A 24,837-nucleotide genomic window follows, 5' to 3' on the forward strand; every position below is an offset into this window, starting at 1 on the left:
CATTTTATTGTTTATAACATTTTTTCGTCTTTTTTACCAACTTTTACCCTTTTTCACGCACGCAATGAAATATTATTTCGTCTATTTCATGGCTTTACTTTTTTTCATCATTGTGGTAAAATATTTTTTTAACATTCTAACAAAAAAAGTCGTCGAACACTTTTTTACAAGTATTCAACGACTTTTTTACAGTGACTCCCAGGGGAATCGAACCCCTGATTCCAGCGTGAGAGGCTAGCGTCTTGACCGCTTGACCAGGGAGCCTTGCTGTTTCGTACTTGCCTATTATAACAAACTTGTCAGCAATAAGCAAGTACTTTTTTTACTTTTTTTATTTATTTTGTTTTATTTGTATTCTTCTTCCCACTCAATCTCTGTTTTTTCTTCGCTTGGGATCATAATCTGAAGTTCTTTATTCAGATTTTCAATCACTACTTCATCATGCTCCCCGCCATACTCACCGTCTAACGTCCATGGAATCTCTTCCACCGACTCAAAGGTCACATGGCCACTCTTAAATGCATATACATATTTGGAATCCACCTGCTTGGCTACCAGAGACGTGATTGTCTCCTGAAGTTCAATCGGATTTTTCGGTGTTTTAATCAGAGTAACCTCAAACACTCCATCATCAAACCCCACCTGTTTGCCGATCATGTTGCGGAATCCTCCGACCGATCTTGAATTCGTTACCATTCCATAGATAAATTCATCCTCGATCACTTCTCCGTCATGTGTCACTTTTACCTTATAAGAAGGAATATTAAAAAGCCGCTTTGCGCCTTCCAGCACATATGCCAGATGTCCCAGTGCATTCTTCATGGACTGTTTGGTCTGGTAAGACACATCCGTAAACAGGCCAAATGCCGCTACATATACAAAGATTCCATCATTAAACTTACCGGCATCACATGAGAACACCGTACCATTTACCGCATTATCTGCCGCCTCCATGACCCCTCGCGGAATATGAAGACTGCTTGCAAAATCATTGGTTGTCCCGGTCGGAATATAACCAATTGGATTTCTTTTGTCCTTCGGACGCTTCATCATCCCTGTAACAACTTCGTCGAGCGTTCCGTCCCCACCGCTGCACACGATCAGATCATATTCATTTGCTTTATACTTTCTTACTTTTTTATAAGCATCCCGATAAGACTGTGTCGGATAGATCACAACTTCATATCCTGCCTTTACAAAGATATCGATCACGTCTGAAAGGTGAGGTTTCAGAGTCTCTTTTCCCGCATGCGGATTATAGATAAAAAGCAAACGTTTCATATCGAATTCTCACATCTCCTTTTATAGTACAGGGACTGTCGCGGAAATCCTCTTCAGCAACAGCCCCTTCATATGTAATCAGTTTTTACATATCATGAATTTAATTTACAGCAGACAAAAAATCAGATACACCCTTTACCGCAGCATCTTCATCCTGTCCTTCTGCTACTATCGTAACCGCTTCACCCCTCTGAAGCTTCAGACTCATCATACCCATAATACTTTTCGCATTGATCTTCTTGCTTCCCATCTCAAGATAAACCTGGCTTGAATACTGACTTGCTTCCTGAACAAGATGCGCAATCGGACGATCTTCCATCTCCATATTGTTCTGAATAGTAACAGGCTTCTTAATCATAACAAACTGCTCCTCCTTATTGATCCCTTATCTTTTCTGCTATTTCACTTAACTTCCTGAGCCGGTGATTCACTCCGGACTTTCCGAGTGGATGCTCCATAAGCTGTCCCAGCTCTTTTAAAGCTGCTTCCGGATATGCAAGACGTGTAAGGGCAACATCTTTTAATCCTTCCGGCAACTTGTCAAAACCGATTGTATCTCTGATATATATAATATCCTCCATCTGCCTTACTGCTGCAGATACGGTTTTGTTAATATTGGCCGTCTCACAGTTCACCTTTCGATTTACAGAATTACGCATCTCTTTCATAATCCGGACATTCTCCAGTTCCATCAGAGCTACATGAGCCTCCATGACATTCAGTATATCTACAATCTGTGAACCTTCCTTCAGATACACAACATAAGATTTTTTTCTTCCAACAATCTTTGCATCCACCTCAAAGCTGTTGATCATATCCCGCAGATACTCCGCCTGCCTGCTCTCTGTACAGACAATCTCCAAATGGTACGATTTACTCGGATCGCTCATAGATCCCGAGGCAATAAACGCACCCCTGATATATGCCCTCTTACAGCATACCGCATGCACGATCGTATCCCGGATCGCAAGCAGTTCTTCTCCTTTTGCATATAAAAAATAGCTGCTGCTCTCTTTTGAAGTGTTTCGTCGGACAACGATATCAGTTCTTATATTAAATGTTTTTTTCAATAATGTAAAGCATTTTCTTGCAACTCCAGGATTTTCCGTATGTACTTTTAAAACGCATACACCTTTTTTATCCTCGCCAAACACGCCGCTCATATGTACGATCGCAGATAATTCTGCCAGCTCACAGTGTCTCGCCTTCGGATAATGCTGTATCAATTCTTCTTTTACTTCACCTGAAAATGACATTTTTACCCCTATCTTGCTTTGGTAATAGCATCCTTCCCAATATCACGGTGTTCAATCCGGATGCCAAAATTTTCATTATGCTTCAAAGCGGCATACAACTCATTCGCCAGAGTCACCGACCTGTGTTTCCCTCCTGTACATCCTATGCCGATTACCAGTTGAGTCTTCCCTTCCTGGATATAATTCGGAATCAAAAATTCTACCATATCCGTCAGCTTTGTTAAAAATTCCTTCGCTTTGTCATTTTCCATGACATAATCTCTTACTTCTTTATCATTACCGCTTTTTGGTCTCAATTCTTCTATATAATATGGATTCGGTAAAAAACGGACATCAAACACCAGATCTGCATCTGCCGGGATTCCGTATTTGAACCCAAATGACAGAACGGAGATATACAGATTCTTATATTCTTTATTTTCAACAAAAATCTTTGTAAGTTCTGCACGAAGCTCTCTTGTCAGCATATGACTTGTATCAATCAGATAATCTGCCCTCTGCTTCAGAAATGTCAGACGCTTACGTTCTTCTCTGATTCCCTGGTCCACACGTCCATCTTTTCCCGACAGAGGATGAAAACGCCTGGTCTCTTTATAGCGCTTGATCAGAACATCTTCGCTGGACTCCAGATAAAGTATCTCATATCTCATTCCGGAAGTATCCAATTCCTCCAGCACCCTTTCCAGTTCCCGAAAGTTTTGCCCGCTTCGTATATCCACACCCAGCGCCGCTTTATTAATCTCTGTCCCCGGTACACGGAGCAGATCTGCCATCTTCGGCATCAGAGGCACCGGAAGATTATCTACGCAAAAATACCCCATATCCTCCAACATTTTCAACGCCGTACTTTTTCCAGCACCCGACATACCTGTCACAATCACACATCTCATCTTAAAATTCTCCCAGTCTCTTTACTTCCGGTTCCAGCCTTACACCGAACTTTTCTTCCACAATATTCGTCACCTGATGCATCAGTTCATCCACATCCGCGGCCGAAGCCTGCTCTTTATTAATCACAAACCCGCAATGCTTCTCGGACACCTGAGCACCGCCGACATGAAATCCTCTTAGTCCTGCATCTTGAATCAGTTTACCGGCAAAATGTCCTTCCGGTCTTTTAAACGTACTTCCTGCACTCGGGTATTCCAGGGGCTGCTTGCTGACCCGCTTTTCTTTTAAATCATCCATAACAGCCTTAATCTCTGCTTTATTGCCTTCCCGAAGCTCTATCTTTGCTTCCAGAACGATATATCCTTTTCTGGCAATCACACTGGTACGATAGCCAAGCTCCAGCTCACTTTTGGGGATCGTAAGGATCTCACCCTCTTCAGTTAACACCGTTACTTCCTGAAGCACATCTTTCATCTCTCCGCCATAAGCCCCTGCATTCATCACACAGGCGCCTCCGAGCGTTCCCGGGATTCCCGCCGCAAACTCAAATCCGGTAAGTCCCATATCCAGCGCCCGATTTGCAATTGCGGACAATAGTGCTCCTGCCTGTGCACGAAGCACAGTTCCTTCCACTTCAACCTTGTTCATCTGCTTAAATATCTGAATAATCACGCCTTCATATCCCTGATCCGATACCAGAAGATTACTTCCATTTCCTACTATATAATAAGGAACTCCTTTTTTCCTGCACAGAAGAACCGTATTTTTCACGTCCTCCACCGTTTCCGAAATTACAAAAAAAGATGCCGGTCCTCCGATACGGAAGGTTGTGTGATTCTTCATCGGTTCATCGACCCTGATCTGTTCTTCTGTTAATATATGTTTTAATTCATTGTAAAAAATCTGATCCATCTTCTTCTCCATATTCTTTCTCAATTTCAAAACATTTCTCATAGGTACACACCTATTATCACCGTTCATCATACACTAAACATCCTCTAAATTCAACGTACACTTGCAAATTTACCTTAAATGGGTTATATTAGTTCCAAGTATTATTTCAAAAAGGAGTGAACTTATCAATTGGACTCGAGCGACGTCTCACAACTAATTATCTTATTAATTTTATTAGGACTCTCTGCTTTCTTCTCGTCTGCAGAGACCGCATTGACAACCGTTAACCGTATGCGAATCCGAGGACTTGCCGACGAAGGAAGCAAACGCGCAAAGACTGTTATGAACATTACAGACAATTCCAGCAAGATGCTAAGCGCAATCCTGATCGGTAACAACATCGTGAACCTGTCTGCTGCATCTTTGACAACCAGCCTTGCATATCGGCTTGGAGGCTCCATGATCGCGATGGCAAGTGCTCTTTTAACTGTATTGATCATCTTATTCGGAGAAATTACGCCCAAAACAATGGCAACTCTTCACGCCGAAAAGATGTCTCTTGCATATGCTCCTGTGATTCATCTGTATATGAAGATTATGACTCCTGTCATCATCCTGATCAACGGACTGTCCAATAGCATTCTTTTTATTCTTCGGGTAGATCCGAATACCAGAACCGACATGATGACAGAATCAGAGCTGCGTACAATCGTAGATGTAAGCCACGAAGATGGTGTGATTGAATCCGAGGAAAAGGAAATGATCTATAATGTGTTTGACCTGGGCGATGCACGCGCCAAAGACGTTATGGTACCTCGTGTACACGTTACATTTGCAGATGTGGACAGCACTTATGAAGAATTAATCGAAATTTTCCGGGAAGACAAATTCACAAGACTTCCTATTTTCGAAGAAACGACTGACAATGTGATCGGTACGATCAACATGAAAGATCTTCTGTTATACGACAACACAGGGGAATTTCATATCCGCGACATCATGCGGGAAGCATATTTCACTTATGAGTACAAAAGCATCTCCGAGCTTCTTGTCGAGATGCGTGAAGCTTCTTTCAATATCGCTATTGTACTGGATGAATACGGCGAAACAGCCGGTCTCATCACACTGGAAGACATTCTCGAAGAAATCGTCGGGGAAATTCACGACGAGTATGATGAAAATGAAGAAGATTTTATTCAAATAATAAATGAACACGAATATATTGTGGAAGGCTCCATGAATCTGGACGATCTGAATGACCGGCTGGATCTGGATCTGACATCTGACGAATACGATTCTCTTGGCGGATTTATCATCGAACGCCTGGATCGTCTTCCGGAAGCCGGCGATCACATTACTACCGAGTCCGGAATTCGACTGATCGTAGAAAAGCTTGACAAAAACCGGATTGAAAGCGTCCACGTATATCTTCCGGAACCAGAAACAAAAAAAGAAGAATAAGCAACAGGGACTGTATCATCATACAGTCCCTGTCACTTATTCTTCTTTTGTATCTTCTCCTGCAAGCTTCAGGATATCCTCTATCTCCTCTTCGGTAACACCCATGCGTTCCGCAACTTCCTCTACCGACACCTTTCTTCCATACTCTTCCTTCATATCTTTAATAACTTCATCCAGCTCTTTTACCCGTTCCACCATCTTGTGATCCTGGCGCTTCATTTCATTCTGCGTCTCTTCCATCGCAAGCATACCTGCCCGGACTTCTTCGAGGACATCGGCTGCCTCTTCCATATTTTCCGTATTTGCTCCAAGAGCAAGCATCAGACCCATATTTCCCTCCTGGATCATGTCTCCAATAAAGACATCCGGACTGTGAAGCTTTACAGCTTCTTCGACGACCATACGAAGATATCCCGCCATCCTTGCATCATCAGCAGTTCCCTTTGCCATCTGCTCAATCTCACTCATATATGTTTCAACATATACACGTTCTTCTTCACCAAGCGGATAGATATCCTCTTCCGTATTTTCTTCTTTTACCGTCCCTTTTTCCCTTACATATCCGGCTACCGCTACTCTCTGCGACATCAGATACTCGCACACCAGATTCATCTGCTCCTGTGACAGCTGATCCTCTTCAAAATATTTTTCTACTTCCTCTAATGAAATACGGTGCTTCTGCGACTTTGCCAGTTCCAGAACCCCATTCAGTTTTTCTTTAAATTGCAGTCTGTCAGACATTTTCTCTACGCCTCCATACAATGCTGATCCGTGTGGCTTTCTGCCTCTGACACGGAAGTCACTTCATAATTGATATATTAGCATAGTACGGTCAGTACGTAAACAGCGGTTTTCCTTTTTCACCCCCGATTGCAATTATTACTTTCTCATCAAGAAAAAAATTCCTCCAAACAGTCCCATAATGATTCCCGCATAGATAGCCACACACATAAGATTTGTAATGCAAAGCATGATATCTGTTCCGGTTACAACACAGAAAAAGAGACCCAGAACCAGTGTTCCTATTGTCCACCTGATGATATTTACTCCCAGAAATACACTTTCTACGTATTCTTTTCCCGAATATTTACAGATGATTTCCCATAATTTTTTCATCTTCCCATCGCCTCCTGCATACATTTCTCTACTTTGTTCTCAGCGTATTATAGCGAAACGATGTTAATTCTTTGCAAAGGCAAAGGGAAAATCCATGTTAAATTCTGTCCGGAAACGCAAAACAACTATCGCACAATTACCGTCTGATACCCTGCCCGTTTCATCCTTCTTTCCATATCTGCAGCCTCATTCAGAGTATCATATGCCCCTACCTGCACACGGTAATAGGGTCCGGTATCATCTATAAATGCAGGATATTCCTGTTCCAGTAATTCATCCAGCAGTCGCTGGGCATATCTGTGATTGCGGAATGCACCGGCCTGCACGCGATAATACTCTGGTTCTGCTGCTTCTTCCATGTATATGGTATCCAGGATCCCTTCCGCAATAGCCAGTGCAATATCCTGAAAATTATTATCAAACAGCATATTGTCTGTTTCCGAATTAATAAATCCCACTTCCACAAGAACTGCCGGCATCTTCGTCTTTCTGAGTACAACCAGATTGGGCCGCGCATGTACCCCCAGATTCACAAATCCAATCCCTTCCAGCTGCTCATTGATATTTAAAGCCATCTGGTACTTTATCCCGGTAAGGGCATACACAAGACTCTCCACACCCGATACTTCATTATCGATCGGAAATGAATTTCTATGAATGGATACAAAAAAATCAACTCCTGCATTATTTGCTTCCATGGCTTTTTCATAAGGTGTCTCATATATATCTGTAGTCCTTGTATATTCTACATCTATTCCACGTTCCTGCAGGATCTGTCCGATTGCAAGGACCAGATTCAAATTGTCATCCTTTTCCTGCCTTCCCTGATAGACGGCTCCGGGATCTCTTCCCCCATGACCCGCATCCAGCATGATTGAATAAGGCATATCTCAACACCTCGAGTAATATTCTCTCATGTTAAGATATGCCCTAAATTATATTCGGTAACCTTATTTTTCAGATTATCCTACAATCTTCCATTTTTTATCAACCGCATTCAGAAGTACATGTCCTTCTTCTGTAACAAGTACCAGATCTTCAATACGAACTCCGTACTTTCCTTCTATATAGATTCCCGGTTCAATCGAGAAGATCATACCCGGCTCTGCAACATTCTTATTAATCGGACTTACATCGCCATATTCGTGGTCTTCCTATCCGATAAAATGACCAAGACGAATCTTCCAATACTCGCTGTATCCAGCCTCATCGATCAGGTCTCTCGCCTGTGCGTCAATATCACAGAAACGTACTCCCGGTTTGATTACAGACTCTGCTTTTTCCACTGCGGTACGCACAAGATCGTGGATTGCTTTCTGTTCCTCATCTACTGACTTGCAATAGAAGGTTCTTGTCATATCAGAACAATAACCTTTCCATACACATCCCATATCGATCAGGACACACTCTCCCTCTTTCAAAGTTCTTGTATCGCTCGGTGTATGGTGCTGATCTGCTGCGTTTGGTCCAAAACATACAATCGTGTCAAAACTCAGTCCGCTTGCTCCTGCTGCCATAAATTCTGAATCAATGAAGTCTGCAACTTCTTTTTCTGTCATTCCTTCTTTAATAAATGCTGAAACCTTCTCCATAACACTGTCATTGATTACGGATGCTTCTTTCATAATTGCAATTTCTTCTTCATTCTTTACTGCACGGACACCATCTACACAATCAGAACCCCATACGGTCTTCATCTGCGGGCATCTCTCCTGAAGCGGGATCAGGAAACGTGCCGGCCATGTCTTATCAATACCGAGAGTGTTCTCTGTGTCAATCCTTTCTCTTCCATCTTCGCTAATACACGATCAATTCTTTCCGTCATACAAAACCTCTCCTTATACCAAAAAAATTTCTTTTATATTAATAACAATCTCCCTACTCTTTTTCAACATTTTCTTCTATAATAATACCAGTACATCGCAACATTTTTAATTGTGCTATCGATAAAACAATTTAGGAGGACTACGAATATGATAAAATTAGTCGCAAGTGACCTGGATGGTACGCTTCTCCAAAACGGAGCACAGAGTCTGAATCCCTCTATCTTTCCGATCATACGAAAGCTTCACAAAAAAGGGATTCATTTTGTCGCCGCAAGCGGACGGCAATATTATAATCTTCAGAATTTATTTCACGAAGTCAAGGACGATATTTCCTACGTCTGTGAAGGTGGCTCTATGTATGTACATAACGATCAGGTTCATATTCCTCACACGATTGATCCTTCTATCGTCCAAAACATCACAAAAACGGTTCATCACTATCAGGATTGCGAACTGGCCGCTTCCTGTACAGATCACATGTATATCGAAACGCACAATCCCGCTTTCAAACATCACATGTGTAACGTTATAAAAAATGATATTACGACTGTGGATAATCTGCTGTCGATTCCCGGTCCCGTCATGAAGATGGCCGTATATAATCCACCGGAAATCCATGCCGTATATGAAAGATATCACGCTCTGTTCAGCGATGTCATTACCGTTGTCCACGCCGGCAGCGGATGGGTTGATTTTATCCCATTTGGCACCGATAAAGGTTTTGCACTCAACGAGATTCTTAAGAAGCTGTCGATCGCTCCCGATGAATGCATGGTGTTTGGAGATCAGTGGAACGATCTTCCTATGCTGAAACTTGCCGGAACCAGCTTTGCCATGGCCAACGCTGTTCCCGGGATTGCAGCTTACTGTACCGGAATAACCGACAGTGTAGAAAAAGAACTGGAGAAATTATTATAAGCAAATATGAAAATGCAGGAGGTCATTTATGGACGGAATTATATTTGATATAGACGGAACCCTGTGGAACCCCACAGATGAAGTAGCAAAATCATGGAATCAGGCGATTCGGGATCGTACAAAGCTTTCCAGAACCATCACCGGAGCCCAGTTAAGGAGAGAATTCGGAAAACCTCTGGACGTTATCATCAACACTCTGTTTCCGGAGCTCAGCCCTACCGAACAGACACAGTTGTCAGTTCATTTATTCGATTATGAAAATCGCTGGATGGAAACAGCTCCCTGTCCGATCTATGAGCATGTGCCGGATACTCTCGAAGCACTGTCCGGACGCTATCCTTTGTTCATTGTAAGTAACTGTCAAAGTGGTTATATTGAATCATTTTTAAAGAACACCGGTTTTTCAAAATATATCACAGACTATACCTGCCATGGTGACACCGGTCTTCAGAAACACGACACGATTCGTCTGATCATGGATCGAAACCATCTTTCGACCGCAGTGTATGTCGGTGATACTCAGGGCGACGCGGATGCCTGTCTGAAAGCAGGTGTTCCTATGGTATATGTGTCTTATGGATTCGGAACGGTTAAGGATCCATTTCTGACCATTCACCGGTTTGATGAATTATTGGAAATTGATTTTGATTCACATATTGCCAAACCAATTCCTTAATACTATAATGAATAGGCAACACAAACAGGAAGAAGAGGTTAGTAACATGAAAATTGGAATTGGGAATGACCACGCAGGCGTAGAGCTGAAGAATGAGATTGTAGCTCATCTTCAGGAAAGGGGTTGCGAAGTTGTCAACTTCGGCACGGATACACATGACCGCTGTAACTATCCGGAATACGGCGAAAAAGTGGGACGTGCGGTTACTTCGAAAGAAGTGGATCTTGGAATTCTCATCTGCGGCACCGGTGTTGGAATCTCTCTTGCAGCCAATAAAGTAGAAGGCATTCGAGCAGTCGTATGCTCGGAACCTTATTCCGCGAAGCTGTCAAGAGAACATAACAACACCAATGTTCTTGCTTTAGGTGCAAGAGTTGTGGGTTCTGAGATGGCAAAAATGATCGTTGACGAATGGCTGGATGCCGAGTTCATGGGTGGAAGACATCAGACACGAGTTGACATGATTATGGCAATTGAAAAAAAGAGGGGCTAACCCCTCTTTTTTCATACGTTTTTATTCTTATGCTTCTTTTTTCTGATTCATCATAGTCTTAATTCCATCTACCGCAAGTACAATTGCAAGTGCAACCAGCAGAACAGCAATTACTGCACGAATCAGGCACCATGTTGTACCTTCACCGCCAGCCATTACTCCAAGAACGTTGCCCTTAATTGTGAAGCAGAGAGATGTAATCGTTACAATCAGCATGAATGCCATCGGAATATAGAACATCTTGTTGTTCTTTCCTGCTTTTCCAAGCCATGTTGCAACCGCAAGAAGTCCAAGAGCTGCAAGCAGCTGGTTTGCTGCACCGAACAGTGGCCAGATATTTGCATAACCTGTAATTCCAAGTCCGATTCCGAGTACAACCGTGATCAGTGTTGCTACGAACGGATTAGTCAGAACTTTCTTATATCCTGTCACATCTTTGTATGTTTCTCCTGGTTCCAGCCAGAATTCCTGGAACATATAACGTGCAAGACGTGTTGCTGTATCCAGAGATGTCAGACAGAATACAGATACGGTAAGAACCAGTAATGTATAAGCGATCTTCTCTGTTCCTGCAAGACCCGGAATAGAACCAAGCATCTTGGAAATACCTGTTGCAAATACTGCAGTTGGAACTACTGTTTCACCAGCAGAATAACTGGACCAGATATAACCTACAGCACAAAGAGAAATAATTGCAAGTGCACATTCGATTAACATTCCGCCATACGCGATTGGCTGTGCGTCTTTCTCGCTGTTCAGCTGCTTAGCTGTTGTACCGGAACCAACCAGTGAATGGAAACCGGAAATAGCACCACATGCAATGGTAACGAACAATGCCGGGAACATATATCCAAGAGAAGTTCCTGTCGGAGCAACTGTATCCATAAATCCTGTAAATGCAGGAATATCCATATGTGCCCCACCAGTTAATCCGCATCCAACGATACCAACAACTGCAACGATCATCATGAAGTAAAGCAAGAATGAACTTAAGTAATCACGTGGCTGAAGCAGGATCCAAACCGGTGCAACAGATGCTGCCAGAATATAGATACCAACAATGATCATCCATGCCTTGTTGCTTAAGTAGATCGGATGCCAGTTCATACCAACTACCATACAGATGATAATCGCTACTACTCCAACGATTGTAGAAACGCCAAGACCTGCATTTCTACGGTATACCAGGAAACCGAAAGCTATTGCAATCAGGATGAACAGAATAGAGATCATCGCTGTTGTTGCATTTGCTGCACTTGCTGCATAATCAACCGCACCGCTTTCTGTATAGGTTGCCATAAATGTATTTGCTACGATAGATCCAAATGCTGCTACTACCAGGATCAATGTCAGATAAGAGAAGATGATAAACAGCTTCTTTGCTTTTGAACCCATTGTATCAGCAATAACTTCACCGATAGACTGTCCTTTATGACGGATAGATGCATACAATGCACCAAAGTCATGAACTGCACCGAAGAAGATACCTCCGATCAGAACCCACAGAAGTACCGGAACCCATCCAAATACTGCCGCCTGAATAGGACCATTGATCGGGCCAGCTCCGGCAATAGAAGAAAAGTGATGTCCCATCAGGACCGGTGCTTTTGCAGGCACATAGTCCACACCATCTTCCTCCGTGTGTGACGGAGTCTCTCTTGAAGGATCGATTCCCCACTGTTTTGCAAGCCATTTGCCGTATGTAAGATAAGCAACGACAAGAATTGCAATACCAACTAACAATACTACAACACCATTCATAGTTAATTCCTCCTCATTTTCCTTTGTATAATGTTATTGTATTTATACAAGAAGCATGTACGATACATGCTTCTCTGTATTCTTATTTCAGGACTCTATATAAGCCACAAAGCCCAAAACTCTGTACAGCTTAGATGATATTGGCTTTTTTATAGCCCTTTACCATATCTTTTGCTGCATGATTTCCATATATTTTACAATTCTTCATGTCAAATACAAGAATCCGTGCCTCACTGTATCCTCGAATTGTAAATAGATAGTTCTTCATATATTTGAATTGCCTAACCGCCTTTTGCACATCGTCCGAAGCACCATTCTCACAGATATATATCGCTGTCATATATGTATACATGTGATCTTTCAGCGGAAGCTTTTCTCCACCTCTTACGAGCTGTGGTTCAATAAAAAAATCTATTTCTTCCCGGAACTTCTTTAGCTCTCCCATCTGAAGTTCATCTGTAACACGGAAAAACACATGCTCGAAACATTCGGCTCGCCAAAGTTCTGCCTTTTTTACCAGGACATATTTTGAACTGGTCACATTAAAGGCTGCATGTGCATCATACGTATCCCCATCGATATCATAGTTCCGTTCAATATCAAAACTGGATCGATAAGACTCCAGTAATTTCTCGAACAGTTCTTTTCCTGTCATATATTGCTCTCCTCTTCGTCAGAATAACGTGCTATATTTTTCTAAAATTCTTATTAAATTTAGCACTTTCGTTCTAAAAATCTTATAAAGTATAGCACTATCATTCTAAAAATGCAAGAGTATTAGAGTACACTCTGTAATTTTTTTTACATTCAAAGTAATTTGGCCAGAACCTTTCGGCTCCTCGCTTTTTATCGCAAAAAATACGGGCGGAAGACTCATGATTTCCTCCGCCCGATATATATTTTTTTCGCTGATTCTGCTATGCTTCTTCCCGGTCATTTGTAAGATTTAATTTATCAAGAATATAGAAAATGAGACTCAGTACCATTGCAACTACGCATGCCAGTACCATTCCGGTCAACTGAATATTTCCAAGCTTTACAGCAACTCCCGAAAGTCCTGTTACGAATACAATGGAAGTCAGCATCAGATTTCTGGAACGTCCATAATCCACATTGGAATCAACCAGAATACGAATACCGGATGCTCCGATCATACCATACAGTAAGAAAGAGATTCCTCCGATTACCGGTCCCGGAATCGTCTGAATCAGCATCGAAAGCTTTCCTACAAATGAGCAGATGATGGAAAGAACAGCTGCTCCTGCAATGACACGTACACTGTATACCTTAGTCACTGCCATAACTCCGATGTTTTCGCCGTAAGTAGTTGTCGGAACAGAACCGATCAAACCTGACAACATCGTAGAAAAATTATCTCCAAACAGAGATCTGTGCAGTCCCGGATCCTTTAACAGATCACGTCCGACAATTTTACTCGTTACAACCTGATGGCCAATATGCTCAGACGCAATTACCAGCAATACCGGAAGAATCATCATAATTGCACCGAGGTCGAATTTTGGTGTCTGGAAATTCGGAAGTGCAAACCATCCGGCTGCCGCAACCTGTGAAAAATCAAGCATACCACATGCAAATGCTGCAATATATCCTACAATCACCGCAATCAGGATCGGAATTACAGAAAGGAATCCACGAAACAGAATATTTCCAAAGACTGCCACTCCAATCGTTACCGCGAATACAATTACATTGTTCATATCGATCTGCTCATCCAGAAGACCTGCATTATTTGCAGCCGAACCTGACAATTCCAGTCCGATCAGAGCAACGACCGGTCCCATCGCCGCCGGCGGAAGGACAATATCAATCCAGTCGGTTCCACATTTATAGATAATAAAGGATAAGATGCAGCCGCAGAAGCCTACTGCCACAAATCCACCTAATGCGTATTCGTATCCCATCTCACTGATTACAATTCCTGCCGGTGCAAGAAACGCAAAGCTGGAGCCCAGATATGCCGGTGCTTTTCCTTTCGTCACCGCAATGAATATCAGCGTTCCCACTCCATTCATAAACAACACAATTGCCGGGTTAATTCCGAAGATAAAAGGCACCAGTACGGATGCTCCAAACATCGCAAACATGTGCTGAATACTTAACGGAACGAGCAGCTTAAACGGTACTTTGTCCTCAATCTGGATAATCTTATGATCTTCCATCCCATTTCCTCCTGATAATATGTTCTATTTACAACCGTTTATATTTTAACATACGAAAACGCCGGTGTACAGATGGAACACACGCAAATGTGTCTTATCCATACACCGACGCCACTTATTCATAAATATTTACGAAAATAATTCTTTTACTGTCGGATAGATCTTTCTGAACTTCTGATATCTTTCTTCATATTTTGCAACAAGCTCTGCTTCCGGCTCTACAGTATCAATAACCTTCACAATCTGAGCAGCCGCACTTTCCACATCCGGATATTCTCCACATCCGACTGCTGCCAGCATTGCACCTCCAAGCGCAGGGCCTTCTTCGCTTTCCACTACATCTACCTTCAGGTTCATGATATTGGCAATCATCTTCTTCCACAGCGGACTCTTTGCACCGCCACCACAGATCTTTGTGCGTTCGATCTGAATGCCAAGACTTCTTGCTACTTCCAGTGAATCACGCAGCCCAAAAGCAACGCCTTCCAGAACTGCCTGTGTCATGTCTTCTCTGGTCGTATCCATAGACATTCCAATGAACATCGCACGTGCATCCGGGTTGTTGTGTGGTGACCGTTCACCCATCAGATATGGAAGGTAAAATACATTGTTCTCTCCAAGTCTGGTGATACCTGCCTGCTCAGCGGCGAAGTCTTTTGTCTTCAGAATCTCTTCATTCCACCATTTGTTACAGGATGCAGCACTCAACATACATCCCATCAGATGATAATTGCCGTCTGCATGTGCAAATGAATGCAGCGCATTGTTTTCATCCACTCCAAATTTCTTGCTGGAGATAAAGATAGTGCCTGATGTTCCGAGTGAAATATTGCACATACCGTCTCCAACCGTTCCTGTTCCAACTGCTGCCGCTGCATTATCACCAGCTCCTGCGATGACCTTCACTTCCGGAGACAGTCCCAGTTCTTCTGCAATCTCCGGTCTCAGAGTACCTACCACCTCGTAACTCTCATATAATTTCGGAAGCATGTCTTCTGTAATTCCACAGATGTCCATCATTTCTTTGGACCAGCAGCGGTTCTTCACATCCATGAGAAGCATGCCTGACGCATCAGATACATCTGTACAGAAGGAACCTGACAGACGATATGCAAGATAATCCTTTGGAAGCATGATCTTTACAATCTTCGCAAAATTTTCAGGTTCATGTTTCTTCATCCAGAGAATCTTCGGAGCCGTAAATCCGGCAAACGCGATGTTCGCTGTATACTCGGATAACTTGTCTTTTCCGATTACTTCGTTCAGATAATTCGTCTCTTCCCCTGTTCTTCCGTCATTCCACAGGATCGCCGGACGGATCACCTGATCCTCTGCATCCAGAGCAACCAGACCATGCATCTGTCCGCCAAAACTGATACCTGCAACTTTCGACTTGTCACATTCTGCAGTCAGTTCCTTGATTCCTTCCATAGACTGAGCAAACCAGTCTTCCGGTTTCTGCTCAGACCATCCCGGATGTGGGAAGAACAATGGATATTCTTTTGATACGATTTTCTGAATTTTTCCTGTTTCATCCATCATCAGAAGTTTCACTGCGGATGTCCCAAGATCTACACCTATATATAACATATGACGCCTCCTGCCTGGTTTCTGATTATGCCCATGGATTCTCTGTCGGATATCTTACTCCAGCCGGCTGATTGTATCCAATCTCCTCTACCGGAACACCGATATATTTGAATACTTCAAATAATGCTTTTCCAAAATGTCCAAATGCAACCGCACCGTGATGAGGATATCCTTTTTCAATCAGCACGTGACGATAGAATCTTCCCATCTCCGGAATTGCAAATACACCAATTGCTCCAAAAGAACGGGATGCAACCGGAAGTACTTCGCCGTGTGCAATGTAAGCACGAAGCTTGCAGTCTGCGGTACTCTGCAGACGGAAGAATGTGATATCTCCAGGAACGATATCTCCTTCAAGAGTTCCCTGTGTTACTTCTTCCGGAAGCGCTCTTGCCATAATCATCTGATACTTCATCTCGCAGAAGGAAAGCTTACTGGATGCAGTATTTCCGCAGTGGAATCCCATAAATGTATCTTTCTGTGTATATGGATATTTGCCCTCGATATCTTCTTTAAACATATCCTTCGGTACAGAGTTGTTGATATCAAGAAGCGTTACTGTATCATTACTTACTACTGTTCCGATGAACTCACTCAGTGCTCCGTAGATATCCACTTCACAGGATACCGGAATTCCCTGTGCGGTCAGACGGCTGTTTACATAGCATGGAACAAATCCAAACTGTGTCTGGAATGCCGGCCAGCATTTTCCTGCGATTGCAACATATTTGCGATATCCTCTGTGCTCTTCTACCCAGTCTTTCAGAGTCAGTTCATACTGTGCAAGTTTTGCAAGAATCTCCGGTTTCTTATTACCTGCTCCCAGTTCTTCTTCCATCTCTTTGACAATTGCAGGAATTCTCTCGTCTCCCGCATGCTTGTTGAATGCCTCGAACAGATCCAGCTCAGAGTTTTCTTCGATCTCAACCCCAATGTTGTAAAGCTGCTTGATCGGCGCATTACAAGCAAGGAAGTTCAGCGGACGAGGTCCGAAGCTGATAATCTTCAGATCGTTCAGGCCTACGATTGCCTTTGCAATCGGAATAAATTCATGAATCATATCGGCACATTCCTCAGCGTCTCCGACCGGATATTCCGGAATATATGCCTTAATATTACGAAGCTGAAGGTTGTAGCTTGCATTCAGCATACCACAATATGCATCTCCACGTCCCTGGATCAGATTATTGCCGCTCTCTTCTGCTGCTGCAACGAACATCTTCGGTCCGTCAAAATGTTTCGCAAGCAGAGTCTCCGAAATCTCCGGTCCAAAGTTTCCAAGATATACACAAAGCGCATTACATCCTGCTTTCTTAATGTCTTCCAGAGCCTGTACCATATGAATCTCACTCTCTACGATACAGATCGGACATTCATATACTTCCTTTGCATCATATTTTTCGGTATATGCTTTCATCAGGTTCTCACGGCGTGTCACTGACAGACTCTCCGGAAAACAGTCACGGCTTACTGCTACAATTCCCACTTTTACTTCTGGCATGTTGTTCATAGTTACCATCCTCCTAAACCAATTTATTATAATGTCATTATATCAACCATTTTTTCTGTATACCACCAAATAATTAGCCATTTTATAGCATTTTTTTGTCTTTTTCATGCTTTCTCCTGCTTTTTCCGGAACTGACTTGGCAGCATGCCGTAACGGCACTGAAAGACTTTGGAAAATGCTTTGCTGTTTGCAAATCCGTTCATCTCTGCAATCATGCCGATTGTGTATCCCGTATTCATCAGGTCCTGATACGCATGGCTCAGCCTCAGATTATCCAGATACGTCTTATAATTGACTTTCGCATATTTTTGAAACATTCTTGAAAGATAAGTTGGGGAATAATGAAACTTTTCTGCAACCTGTGCAAGCGGAAGCTCCTGACTGTAATTTTCCTTCATGTATTCTGTAATCATAGACAGCTTATTAAGTTTCCGGTTTGCCTTCAGCATCTCTTCATCCACTTCCGTTTCCCGGTACTTGCTGACCAGAAGATAGACCAGCATGTAAAATTGACTCTGTACCTTGAATTCATATCCCGTCTGCGCACCCGTATAAGTCTCATACATATCCCGGATCAGACACATAACCTCTTCATCTTGATTTTTAGAGCTGTGTGTAAAGTAGATAAAGCGCTCATCCGTATAATATCTTTCAAATGTAGAAAGAGGAATCTGAAGAACGACCGTCATATTCTTCCTCGGAGAATGAATAGAATGTACCTCATTGGAGTTAACCAGCATGAATTCTCCCGGACTCAGCGGATAACTTGCCTCATTCAAAAAGAATTCCAGTTCTCCTTCAAACAGGGCAAATATCTCAACCGAACGGTGCCAGTGTTTATTACGAATATAATTGCCATCCTTTCCCTCGAACAAAAACATCTTAAAAGGGATATCATTATTCGGCATGATGATCTCATGCGTATACTCTGTTTTCTGAATTCTGTTTATATCCATTCTGTCGCACCCATCACTTTTACTGCTTTCGCGCCGCATATGGTTCCATACTCTGCACATTCCATAACATCTTTTCCATTCAGAAGCCCGCAGAGGAATCCGGATACAAAACTGTCTCCTGCACCTGTTGTGTCAACACAATGAACCCCCTGAACCGCCGGAACCCATACGCTTTGTTCATCTGTACTTACATAACAACCGCGTTTCCCAGATTTGATAATCACATTACTGACACCCGCCTCTCTCAATCGCTCCGCTGCTTCTTCTACAGTATCCGTTCTGGTAAACAGCATCGCCTCTGCATCATTCGGGAGCAGATAATCAATATGCACAAGTGCCGGAGCCAGATCTTCTACAGTCTCTCCATGCTTACATTTTGTCATATCCGCACATACGATCTTGCCCTGTTTCTTTGCTGTCTCGAATATCTCCTGCATTTCTTTTGTTCCAATCTTCGGAAATACAAAGATACTTGCAAAACAGATAATCTTTACGCTTTCCGGGAAGGGCATATGTATATCATCAATGGTCAGCCTCCTGAGTGTGCCGTTTCCATTTGTCAGGAAATCCCGATTCCCATCCGGCTCCACAAGCACCACATTGATTCCCGTTGTTTCGTTATCCCTGAGGCAGCCCTCGCCAAGCTGTATTCCTTCTTTTTCACAATGTCGATAAATAAACTGTCCCGCCTGATCTTTTCCTATGATCGTCTCAAGCCGCACCTTTTTTCCCATTCTCGAAAGAATCGTCGCTTCATTCAGCGCATCGGCACCAATCGACATCTTGATGTCCTCCGCTTCATATGATCCTGACTCGAATACCTCTTCTCTGGCAGGACGCACAAGCACATCTATGATCGATGCACCTATAATTTCAATCTCCGGTTCTGTTATGTTCATATCGCTAATTTCTCCCTTCCTCATCTATCACTTTTTGATCTCTTTTTCATATTGATATTATAAAAAATTATATCACTCAATCCCTTTGATAACAACCATCCTCTATGGTTTCGCGTTGTTCTAGTGAAATCATAAATAGTGCCTACATAGTTGCTTTTGGGCATATCATAAAAAGGTAAATATTACCGCCCAATAATTTTAAGAATATAGTTACATCCAGGGATAAAATAGGGTATTAACATACAAACTTTTGCAGATCGCCCAATTCTGTAGAAAATGGATTGAATCTTTACAAATAAAAGAGAAAAAGCCCCGGAAACCGAAGTTTCCAGGGCTTATTATACATATGTCAATGAACGAAATTCAGATTATTCAAGGATTTCCTTAACTACACCTGAACCTACTGTACGTCCACCTTCACGGATAGCGAAACGAAGTCCCTGCTCCATAGCTACTGGATGGATCAGTTCACATGTCATTTCTACGTGGTCACCAGGCATACACATTTCTGTTCCTTCTGGCAGTCCGCAAACACCTGTTACGTCTGTTGTTCTGAAGTAGAACTGTGGACGGTAGTTGTTGAAGAATGGAGTATGACGTCCACCTTCATCTTTTGTTAATACGTAAACCTGAGATGTAAATTTGCTGTGGCATTTTACAGATCCCGGTTTAACCAGACACTGTCCTCTTTCGATCTCTGTTCTCTGAACACCACGAAGAAGAGCACCGATGTTGTCACCAGCCTGAGCCTCATCAAGAAGCTTACGGAACATCTCAACACCTGTTACAACTGTCTTCTTGGATTCTTCGTGAATACCAACGATTTCTACTTCATCAGATACGTGAAGTGTTCCACGCTCTACTCTACCAGTAGCAACTGTTCCACGTCCTGTGATAGAGAATACGTCCTCTACAGGCATAAGGAATGGCTGATCTACAGCACGCTCTGGATCTGGAATGTAGCTGTCAACAGCTTCCATAAGTTCCATGATCTTGTCTCCCCATTCTCCTGATGGATCTTCAAGAGCTTTCAGAGCAGATCCCTGAACGATCGGTGTATCATCTCCCGGGAACTCATACTCGTCGAGCAGTTCACGGATTTCCATTTCTACTAATTCAAGAAGTTCTTCATCGTCAACCATATCACATTTGTTCATGAATACAACGATGTAAGGAACACCTACCTGACGAGAAAGCAGGATGTGCTCTCTTGTCTGAGCCATAACACCATCAGTAGCAGCAACTACGAGGATAGCACCATCCATCTGTGCAGCACCAGTGATCATGTTCTTAACGTAGTCAGCATGTCCCGGACAGTCAACGTGTGCATAGTGACGTTTCTCTGTCTCGTACTCAACGTGAGCTGTAGAAATTGTGATTCCACGCTCTCTCTCTTCTGGAGCTTTGTCGATGTTATCGAATGCTACAGCAGCGTTTCCTGCTACTCTCTCAGACAGAACTTTTGTGATAGCAGCTGTCAGAGTAGTTTTACCATGGTCAACGTGACCGATTGTACCGATATTACAATGTGGTTTTGTTCTTTCAAATTTAGCTTTTGCCATTTTGAATATCCTCCTTATTTTTAGCGCCTTATGGCATAATTCATTATTTACGTTTACTCGGCTATCTCTGATTATATTTCAAATCCAGCAGTTTTTCAAGCCTTTTTACTATTTAATTAGTCATTTTTACTTGACAATACTTTTTCCTGTACAGACTTCGGAACCGGCTCATATTTCTCAAAGAACATTGAGTAGTTTCCACGTCCCTGTGTTCTGGAACGAAGGTCTGTAGAGTATCCGAACATTTCAGACAACGGAACATATCCACGTACGATCTTTCCGCCGCCCAGATCGTCCATACCTTCGATACGGCCACGACGAGAGTTGATATCACCGATAACATCTCCCATGTACTCTTCCGGCATTGTAACTTCAACCTTCATGATTGGCTCACAAAGAACCGGAGCTGCCTTCTTCATAGCATCCTTGAATGCAAGAGATCCTGCGATGTGGAATGCCATTTCACTTGAATCGACTTCATGGTAAGAACCATCATATACGTTAGCTTTGATACCAACAACCGGGAATCCGCCAAGGATACCGGACTGCATAGCTTCCTCGATACCTTCTCCAACCTTTGGAATGTATTCCTTCGGAATTGCACCACCGACAACGGTAGACTCGAATACGAATGTCTCTTCGCCGTTGATGTCCATTGGTTCAAACTTAACTTTACAGTGTCCGTACTGTCCACGTCCACCAGACTGTTTTGCGTACTTACTGTCAACATCAACAGCCTTTGTAAATGCCTCTTTGTATGCAACCTGAGGAGCACCTACGTTAGCCTCTACCTTAAATTCACGAAGAAGTCTGTCTACGATGATTTCAAGGTGAAGCTCACCCATTCCGGCGATGATTGTCTGACCAGTTTCCGGATCAGTATGAGCACGGAATGTCGGGTCTTCTTCTGCAAGTTTTGCAAGAGACTCACCAAGTTTGCCCTGAGAAGCTTTTGTCTTAGGCTCGATTGCGAGCTCGATAACCGGCTCTGGGAATTCCATGGATTCCAGAATTACCGGATGCTGCTCGTCACAGATTGTATCACCTGTTGTAGTGAACTTGAATCCGATCGCTGCAGCAATATCTCCGGAGTATACCTTATCCAGTTCCTGTCTCTTATTTGCATGCATCTGAAGGATACGTCCAACACGTTCTTTCTTTCCTTTTGTCGCATTCAGTACATAAGATCCTGAATTCATTGTTCCTGAGTAAACACGGAAGTATGCCAGTTTACCTACGAACGGGTCTGTCATGATCTTAAATGCCAGTGCTGAGAATGGCTCTTCGTCAGAAGAATGTCTTTCCACTTCATTGCCATCTTCGTCAACACCCTTGATAGCCGGGATATCTGTCGGAGCCGGCATATATTCAAGAATTGCGTCCAGAAGTTTCTGAACACCTTTATTTCTGTAAGCGGAACCACAGCATACCGGAACAGCTGTACATTCACATGTTGCTTTTCTCAATGTTGCTTTCAGTTCTTCTACGGACGGGACCTCACCTTCCAGATACATCAGAGTAAGATCATCATCCAGCTCACAGATCTTTTCGATCAGTTCATCATGATACAGTTCTGCATCATCAGCCATGTCTTCCGGAATATCAACAATGGAAATATCATCACCCTTATCATCGTTATAGATGTAAGCTTTCATTTCCATCAGGTCGATGATTCCTTTGAACTCATCTTCCTTACCGATTGGCAGTTGAAGAACGATTGCGTTCTTGCCAAGTCTTGTCTTGATCTGCTCAACGGCATTGTAGAAATCAGCACCAAGGATATCCATCTTGTTGATGAATGCCATTCTTGGTACGTTGTATGTGTCTGCCTGACGCCATACGTTTTCTGACTGTGGCTCAACACCACCCTTTGCACAGAACACACCTACGGCACCGTCCAGTACACGAAGGGAACGCTCAACCTCTACCGTAAAGTCAACGTGTCCCGGAGTATCGATGATGTTGATACGATGCTCCAGTGCACCCGGCTTCGGTTTGCAATTCTCTTCCAGTGTCCAGTGACATGTTGTAGCTGCAGAAGTAATTGTGATACCTCTTTCCTGCTCCTGCTCCATCCAGTCCATGGTAGCAGTACCTTCATGAGTATCACCAATCTTATAGTTTACACCGGTATAGTAAAGAATACGCTCTGTCAGTGTAGTCTTACCAGCATCAATATGTGCCATAATACCGATATTTCTAGTTCTCTCTAATGGATATTCTCTTCCAGCCATTGTTGCCTCCTAAAAAATTAGAAACGATAGTGAGCAAATGCCTTGTTTGCTTCTGCCATCTTGTGCATATCTTCTTTCTTCTTTACAGATGCGCCTGTGTTGTTAGCTGCATCAAGAATTTCATTGGCCAGTCTTTCTTCCATTGTCTTTTCTCCTCTTTTGCGAGAAAAAATAGTCAGCCAACGAAGAGCCAATGTCTGTCTTCTTTCAGGTCTAACCTCGATCGGTACCTGATAGTTTGCTCCACCGATACGTCTTGCCTTTACTTCGAGAACTGGCATGATATTGTTCATAGCCTCTTCGAATACTTCAATTGCCGGCTTATCGGATTTTGCTTCAATTCTTTCAAACGCTCCGTATACAATCTTCTGAGCTACACCCTTCTTACCATCAAGCATGATGTTGTTGATAAGCTTTGTAACCACTTTGTTGTTGTATACCGGATCCGCTAATACGTCTCTCTTCTGAGTATGTCCTTTACGTGGCACGGTTCTTCCCTCCTTAAACATTCTGATTAATTCATCGGTACTCACATGTGTCTTTCTAATGATACTGTGTAGTGCATAGGGCATACATCATCTATATACCTTGCAACTTACTTAATCATAGTTCTGTTTGTGACTACATTCAATATAGAATTATTTCTTATCTTTTGGTCTCTTAGCACCGTATTTTGAACGAGCCTGTCTTCTCTTAGCAACACCTGCTGTATCAAGTGTTCCTCTTACGATGTGATATCTTGTACCTGGAAGGTCTTTTACTCTTCCTCCACGGATAAGTACAACACTATGCTCCTGAAGGTTGTGTCCTTCTCCCGGGATATAGCTTGTTACTTCGATACCGTTAGACAGACGAACTCTGGCGATCTTTCTAAGAGCTGAGTTAGGCTTCTTAGGTGTAGCAGTCTTAACAGCTGTACATACACCTCTCTTCTGTGGAGCAGAAGCGTCCGTACTTCTCTTTCTTAAAGAGTTATACCCTTTCTGAAGAGCAGGAGCTGTTGACTTCTTTACAGATGTCTGACGTCCTTTTTTTACTAACTGGTTAAATGTTGGCATTCTCTTTCACCTCCTACGATTATAATAAGTTGCTTATTCATCTTCTGAATAAACGCGCACAAACATATTGCTTGCTTTTGTGCACGCTAGATTAGTTTATTACGTATTTTGCCGCTTGTCAAGGGATTTTACTTGATTTTTATCTGAATTATAAACCATTTTTGATATTGTCCTAATATACCACAAAGAAAAATGTCCCGAATGTGGTATGATACTCTCATTAAGCTGATGGGAGGAATTATTATCAGAAAGGTTGAACTTCGAATGAACGAACA

The 24,837-nt window shown here is 42.7% G+C and carries 23 protein-coding genes, 1 tRNA gene and 1 pseudogene; 4 read left to right on the forward strand and 21 right to left on the reverse strand.

The genetic code is table 11. The features are described from left to right. Nucleotides 1-192: 192 nt before the first annotated feature. The 6 genes from JQM82_RS06685 to murB form a co-directional block, all read right to left on the reverse strand. A tRNA-Glu gene (locus tag JQM82_RS06685) sits at nucleotides 193-264 on the reverse strand. An 81-nt stretch (nucleotides 265-345) separates the two neighbouring features. After that, nucleotides 346-1,281: a diacylglycerol/lipid kinase family protein gene (locus JQM82_RS06690; protein WP_235249304.1), complete on the reverse strand. Its 936-nt coding sequence runs from the start codon at nucleotides 1,279-1,281 to the stop codon at nucleotides 346-348. A 100-nt stretch (nucleotides 1,282-1,381) separates the two neighbouring features. Next, entirely contained in the window at nucleotides 1,382-1,639 is a 258-nt protein-coding gene (locus tag JQM82_RS06695) for an HPr family phosphocarrier protein (protein ID WP_235249306.1), read from the reverse strand. Between the two features lie 16 nt (nucleotides 1,640-1,655). Then, nucleotides 1,656-2,537, reverse strand: a complete 882-nt coding sequence (gene whiA, locus JQM82_RS06700; protein ID WP_235249308.1) for a DNA-binding protein WhiA — start codon at nucleotides 2,535-2,537, stop codon at nucleotides 1,656-1,658. Between the two features lie 8 nt (nucleotides 2,538-2,545). Continuing rightward, nucleotides 2,546-3,427 carry an RNase adapter RapZ gene (gene rapZ / locus JQM82_RS06705; protein WP_235249309.1) on the reverse strand — a complete coding sequence of 294 codons (882 nt, stop codon included), beginning with the start codon at nucleotides 3,425-3,427 and terminating at the stop codon, nucleotides 2,546-2,548. 1 nt (nucleotide 3,428) lies between these two features. After that, nucleotides 3,429-4,340: a UDP-N-acetylmuramate dehydrogenase gene (gene murB / locus JQM82_RS06710; RefSeq protein ID WP_235249311.1), complete on the reverse strand. Its 912-nt coding sequence runs from the start codon at nucleotides 4,338-4,340 to the stop codon at nucleotides 3,429-3,431. Between the two features lie 171 nt (nucleotides 4,341-4,511). On the opposite strand from murB, the gene JQM82_RS06715 reads away from it, so the two are divergent. Then, nucleotides 4,512-5,783 carry an HlyC/CorC family transporter gene (locus JQM82_RS06715; protein WP_235249312.1) on the forward strand — a complete coding sequence of 424 codons (1,272 nt, stop codon included), beginning with the start codon at nucleotides 4,512-4,514 and terminating at the stop codon, nucleotides 5,781-5,783. A 36-nt stretch (nucleotides 5,784-5,819) separates the two neighbouring features. Here the strand turns inward: JQM82_RS06715 and JQM82_RS06720 are convergent, their stop codons facing one another. The 4 genes and pseudogenes from JQM82_RS06720 to JQM82_RS06735 form a co-directional block, all read right to left on the reverse strand. Further along, nucleotides 5,820-6,524, reverse strand: coding sequence for a sigma-70 domain-containing protein (locus JQM82_RS06720; protein ID WP_235249313.1), 705 nt, complete (start codon nucleotides 6,522-6,524; stop codon nucleotides 5,820-5,822). 138 nt (nucleotides 6,525-6,662) lie between these two features. Beyond that, the gene (locus JQM82_RS06725; RefSeq protein WP_235249314.1) at nucleotides 6,663-6,899 is read right to left on the reverse strand and encodes a hypothetical protein; all 237 of its coding nucleotides are present in this window, start codon (nucleotides 6,897-6,899) and stop codon (nucleotides 6,663-6,665) included. A 125-nt stretch (nucleotides 6,900-7,024) separates the two neighbouring features. Beyond that, nucleotides 7,025-7,786: an N-acetylmuramoyl-L-alanine amidase gene (locus JQM82_RS06730; protein WP_235249315.1), complete on the reverse strand. Its 762-nt coding sequence runs from the start codon at nucleotides 7,784-7,786 to the stop codon at nucleotides 7,025-7,027. Nucleotides 7,787-7,861: 75 nt separating this feature from the next. Continuing rightward, nucleotides 7,862-8,596: pseudogene (locus tag JQM82_RS06735) on the reverse strand (M24 family metallopeptidase). A gap of 276 nt (nucleotides 8,597-8,872) precedes the next feature. Here JQM82_RS06735 and JQM82_RS06740 point away from each other — a divergent pair. From JQM82_RS06740 to rpiB, 3 genes are read left to right on the forward strand one after another with little or no spacing between them, the layout of a single operon-like run. Then, a complete protein-coding gene (locus tag JQM82_RS06740) occupies nucleotides 8,873-9,643 on the forward strand; it encodes an HAD family hydrolase (RefSeq protein WP_235249316.1) in 771 nt (256 codons plus the stop codon). Nucleotides 9,644-9,671: 28 nt separating this feature from the next. Then, the gene (locus tag JQM82_RS06745) at nucleotides 9,672-10,319 is read left to right on the forward strand and encodes an HAD family hydrolase (RefSeq protein ID WP_235249318.1); all 648 of its coding nucleotides are present in this window, start codon (nucleotides 9,672-9,674) and stop codon (nucleotides 10,317-10,319) included. A gap of 46 nt (nucleotides 10,320-10,365) precedes the next feature. Next, nucleotides 10,366-10,812 (forward strand): ribose 5-phosphate isomerase B, encoded by a 447-nt coding sequence (gene rpiB / locus JQM82_RS06750; protein WP_235249320.1) that lies wholly within the window; start codon nucleotides 10,366-10,368, stop codon nucleotides 10,810-10,812. 27 nt (nucleotides 10,813-10,839) lie between these two features. On the opposite strand, the gene JQM82_RS06755 is transcribed toward rpiB, so the two are convergent. The 11 genes from JQM82_RS06755 to rpsL form a co-directional block, all read right to left on the reverse strand. Then, nucleotides 10,840-12,573 carry a carbon starvation protein A gene (locus JQM82_RS06755; RefSeq protein ID WP_235249321.1) on the reverse strand — a complete coding sequence of 578 codons (1,734 nt, stop codon included), beginning with the start codon at nucleotides 12,571-12,573 and terminating at the stop codon, nucleotides 10,840-10,842. 130 nt (nucleotides 12,574-12,703) lie between these two features. Then, the gene (locus JQM82_RS06760; protein ID WP_235249322.1) at nucleotides 12,704-13,228 is read right to left on the reverse strand and encodes a hypothetical protein; all 525 of its coding nucleotides are present in this window, start codon (nucleotides 13,226-13,228) and stop codon (nucleotides 12,704-12,706) included. 262 nt (nucleotides 13,229-13,490) lie between these two features. Beyond that, a complete protein-coding gene (gene uraA, locus JQM82_RS06765; protein WP_235249323.1) occupies nucleotides 13,491-14,753 on the reverse strand; it encodes a uracil permease in 1,263 nt (420 codons plus the stop codon). 129 nt (nucleotides 14,754-14,882) lie between these two features. Continuing rightward, nucleotides 14,883-16,343, reverse strand: a complete 1,461-nt coding sequence (gene xylB / locus JQM82_RS06770) for a xylulokinase (protein ID WP_235249324.1) — start codon at nucleotides 16,341-16,343, stop codon at nucleotides 14,883-14,885. 25 nt (nucleotides 16,344-16,368) lie between these two features. After that, nucleotides 16,369-17,853 carry an L-fucose/L-arabinose isomerase family protein gene (locus JQM82_RS06775; protein WP_235249325.1) on the reverse strand — a complete coding sequence of 495 codons (1,485 nt, stop codon included), beginning with the start codon at nucleotides 17,851-17,853 and terminating at the stop codon, nucleotides 16,369-16,371. Between the two features lie 104 nt (nucleotides 17,854-17,957). Further along, the gene (locus JQM82_RS06780; protein ID WP_235249326.1) at nucleotides 17,958-18,809 is read right to left on the reverse strand and encodes an AraC family transcriptional regulator; all 852 of its coding nucleotides are present in this window, start codon (nucleotides 18,807-18,809) and stop codon (nucleotides 17,958-17,960) included. After that, nucleotides 18,800-19,708, reverse strand: coding sequence for a carbohydrate kinase family protein (locus tag JQM82_RS06785; RefSeq protein ID WP_235249328.1), 909 nt, complete (start codon nucleotides 19,706-19,708; stop codon nucleotides 18,800-18,802). The genes JQM82_RS06780 and JQM82_RS06785 overlap by 10 nt, the downstream gene beginning before the upstream one ends. A 368-nt stretch (nucleotides 19,709-20,076) precedes the next feature. Continuing rightward, complete coding sequence (tuf, locus tag JQM82_RS06790) at nucleotides 20,077-21,270, reverse strand: elongation factor Tu (protein ID WP_235249329.1); 1,194 nt, start codon at nucleotides 21,268-21,270, stop codon at nucleotides 20,077-20,079. 116 nt (nucleotides 21,271-21,386) lie between these two features. Continuing rightward, entirely contained in the window at nucleotides 21,387-23,504 is a 2,118-nt protein-coding gene (gene fusA / locus JQM82_RS06795; RefSeq protein WP_235249330.1) for an elongation factor G, read from the reverse strand. 17 nt (nucleotides 23,505-23,521) lie between these two features. Continuing rightward, nucleotides 23,522-23,992 (reverse strand): 30S ribosomal protein S7, encoded by a 471-nt coding sequence (rpsG, locus tag JQM82_RS06800; RefSeq protein WP_235249331.1) that lies wholly within the window; start codon nucleotides 23,990-23,992, stop codon nucleotides 23,522-23,524. Between the two features lie 150 nt (nucleotides 23,993-24,142). Further along, nucleotides 24,143-24,562: a 30S ribosomal protein S12 gene (gene rpsL, locus JQM82_RS06805; protein WP_235249332.1), complete on the reverse strand. Its 420-nt coding sequence runs from the start codon at nucleotides 24,560-24,562 to the stop codon at nucleotides 24,143-24,145. Nucleotides 24,563-24,837 lie beyond the last annotated feature (275 nt).

Source organism: Faecalicatena contorta, from assembly GCF_021531995.1.
Taxonomy (GTDB): Bacteria; Bacillota; Clostridia; order Lachnospirales; family Lachnospiraceae; genus Dorea_A; species Dorea_A contorta_A.

Bases quoted from the DNA above. Each gene is read 5' to 3' on its own strand.
- tuf (WP_235249329.1), bottom strand. From the start codon at position 21,270: ATGGCAAAAGCTAAATTTGAAAGAACAAAACCACATTGTAATATCGGT.
- JQM82_RS06720 (WP_235249313.1), bottom strand. From the start codon at position 6,524: ATGTCTGACAGACTGCAATTTAAAGAAAAACTGAATGGGGTTCTGGAA.
- JQM82_RS06785 (WP_235249328.1), bottom strand. From the start codon at position 19,708: ATGAACATAACAGAACCGGAGATTGAAATTATAGGTGCATCGATCATA.
- JQM82_RS06730 (WP_235249315.1), bottom strand. From the start codon at position 7,786: ATGCCTTATTCAATCATGCTGGATGCGGGTCATGGGGGAAGAGATCCC.
- xylB (WP_235249324.1), bottom strand. From the start codon at position 16,343: ATGTTATATATAGGTGTAGATCTTGGGACATCCGCAGTGAAACTTCTG.
- JQM82_RS06695 (WP_235249306.1), bottom strand. From the start codon at position 1,639: ATGATTAAGAAGCCTGTTACTATTCAGAACAATATGGAGATGGAAGAT.
- whiA (WP_235249308.1), bottom strand. From the start codon at position 2,537: ATGTCATTTTCAGGTGAAGTAAAAGAAGAATTGATACAGCATTATCCG.
- rpiB (WP_235249320.1), top strand. From the start codon at position 10,366: ATGAAAATTGGAATTGGGAATGACCACGCAGGCGTAGAGCTGAAGAAT.
- rpsL (WP_235249332.1), bottom strand. From the start codon at position 24,562: ATGCCAACATTTAACCAGTTAGTAAAAAAAGGACGTCAGACATCTGTA.
- JQM82_RS06775 (WP_235249325.1), bottom strand. From the start codon at position 17,853: ATGAACAACATGCCAGAAGTAAAAGTGGGAATTGTAGCAGTAAGCCGT.
- fusA (WP_235249330.1), bottom strand. From the start codon at position 23,504: ATGGCTGGAAGAGAATATCCATTAGAGAGAACTAGAAATATCGGTATT.
- JQM82_RS06755 (WP_235249321.1), bottom strand. From the start codon at position 12,573: ATGAATGGTGTTGTAGTATTGTTAGTTGGTATTGCAATTCTTGTCGTT.
- murB (WP_235249311.1), bottom strand. From the start codon at position 4,340: ATGGATCAGATTTTTTACAATGAATTAAAACATATATTAACAGAAGAA.
- JQM82_RS06760 (WP_235249322.1), bottom strand. From the start codon at position 13,228: ATGACAGGAAAAGAACTGTTCGAGAAATTACTGGAGTCTTATCGATCC.
- JQM82_RS06725 (WP_235249314.1), bottom strand. From the start codon at position 6,899: ATGAAAAAATTATGGGAAATCATCTGTAAATATTCGGGAAAAGAATAC.
- rapZ (WP_235249309.1), bottom strand. From the start codon at position 3,427: ATGAGATGTGTGATTGTGACAGGTATGTCGGGTGCTGGAAAAAGTACG.
- JQM82_RS06745 (WP_235249318.1), top strand. From the start codon at position 9,672: ATGGACGGAATTATATTTGATATAGACGGAACCCTGTGGAACCCCACA.
- uraA (WP_235249323.1), bottom strand. From the start codon at position 14,753: ATGGAAGATCATAAGATTATCCAGATTGAGGACAAAGTACCGTTTAAG.
- JQM82_RS06740 (WP_235249316.1), top strand. From the start codon at position 8,873: ATGATAAAATTAGTCGCAAGTGACCTGGATGGTACGCTTCTCCAAAAC.
- JQM82_RS06780 (WP_235249326.1), bottom strand. From the start codon at position 18,809: ATGGATATAAACAGAATTCAGAAAACAGAGTATACGCATGAGATCATC.
- JQM82_RS06690 (WP_235249304.1), bottom strand. From the start codon at position 1,281: ATGAAACGTTTGCTTTTTATCTATAATCCGCATGCGGGAAAAGAGACT.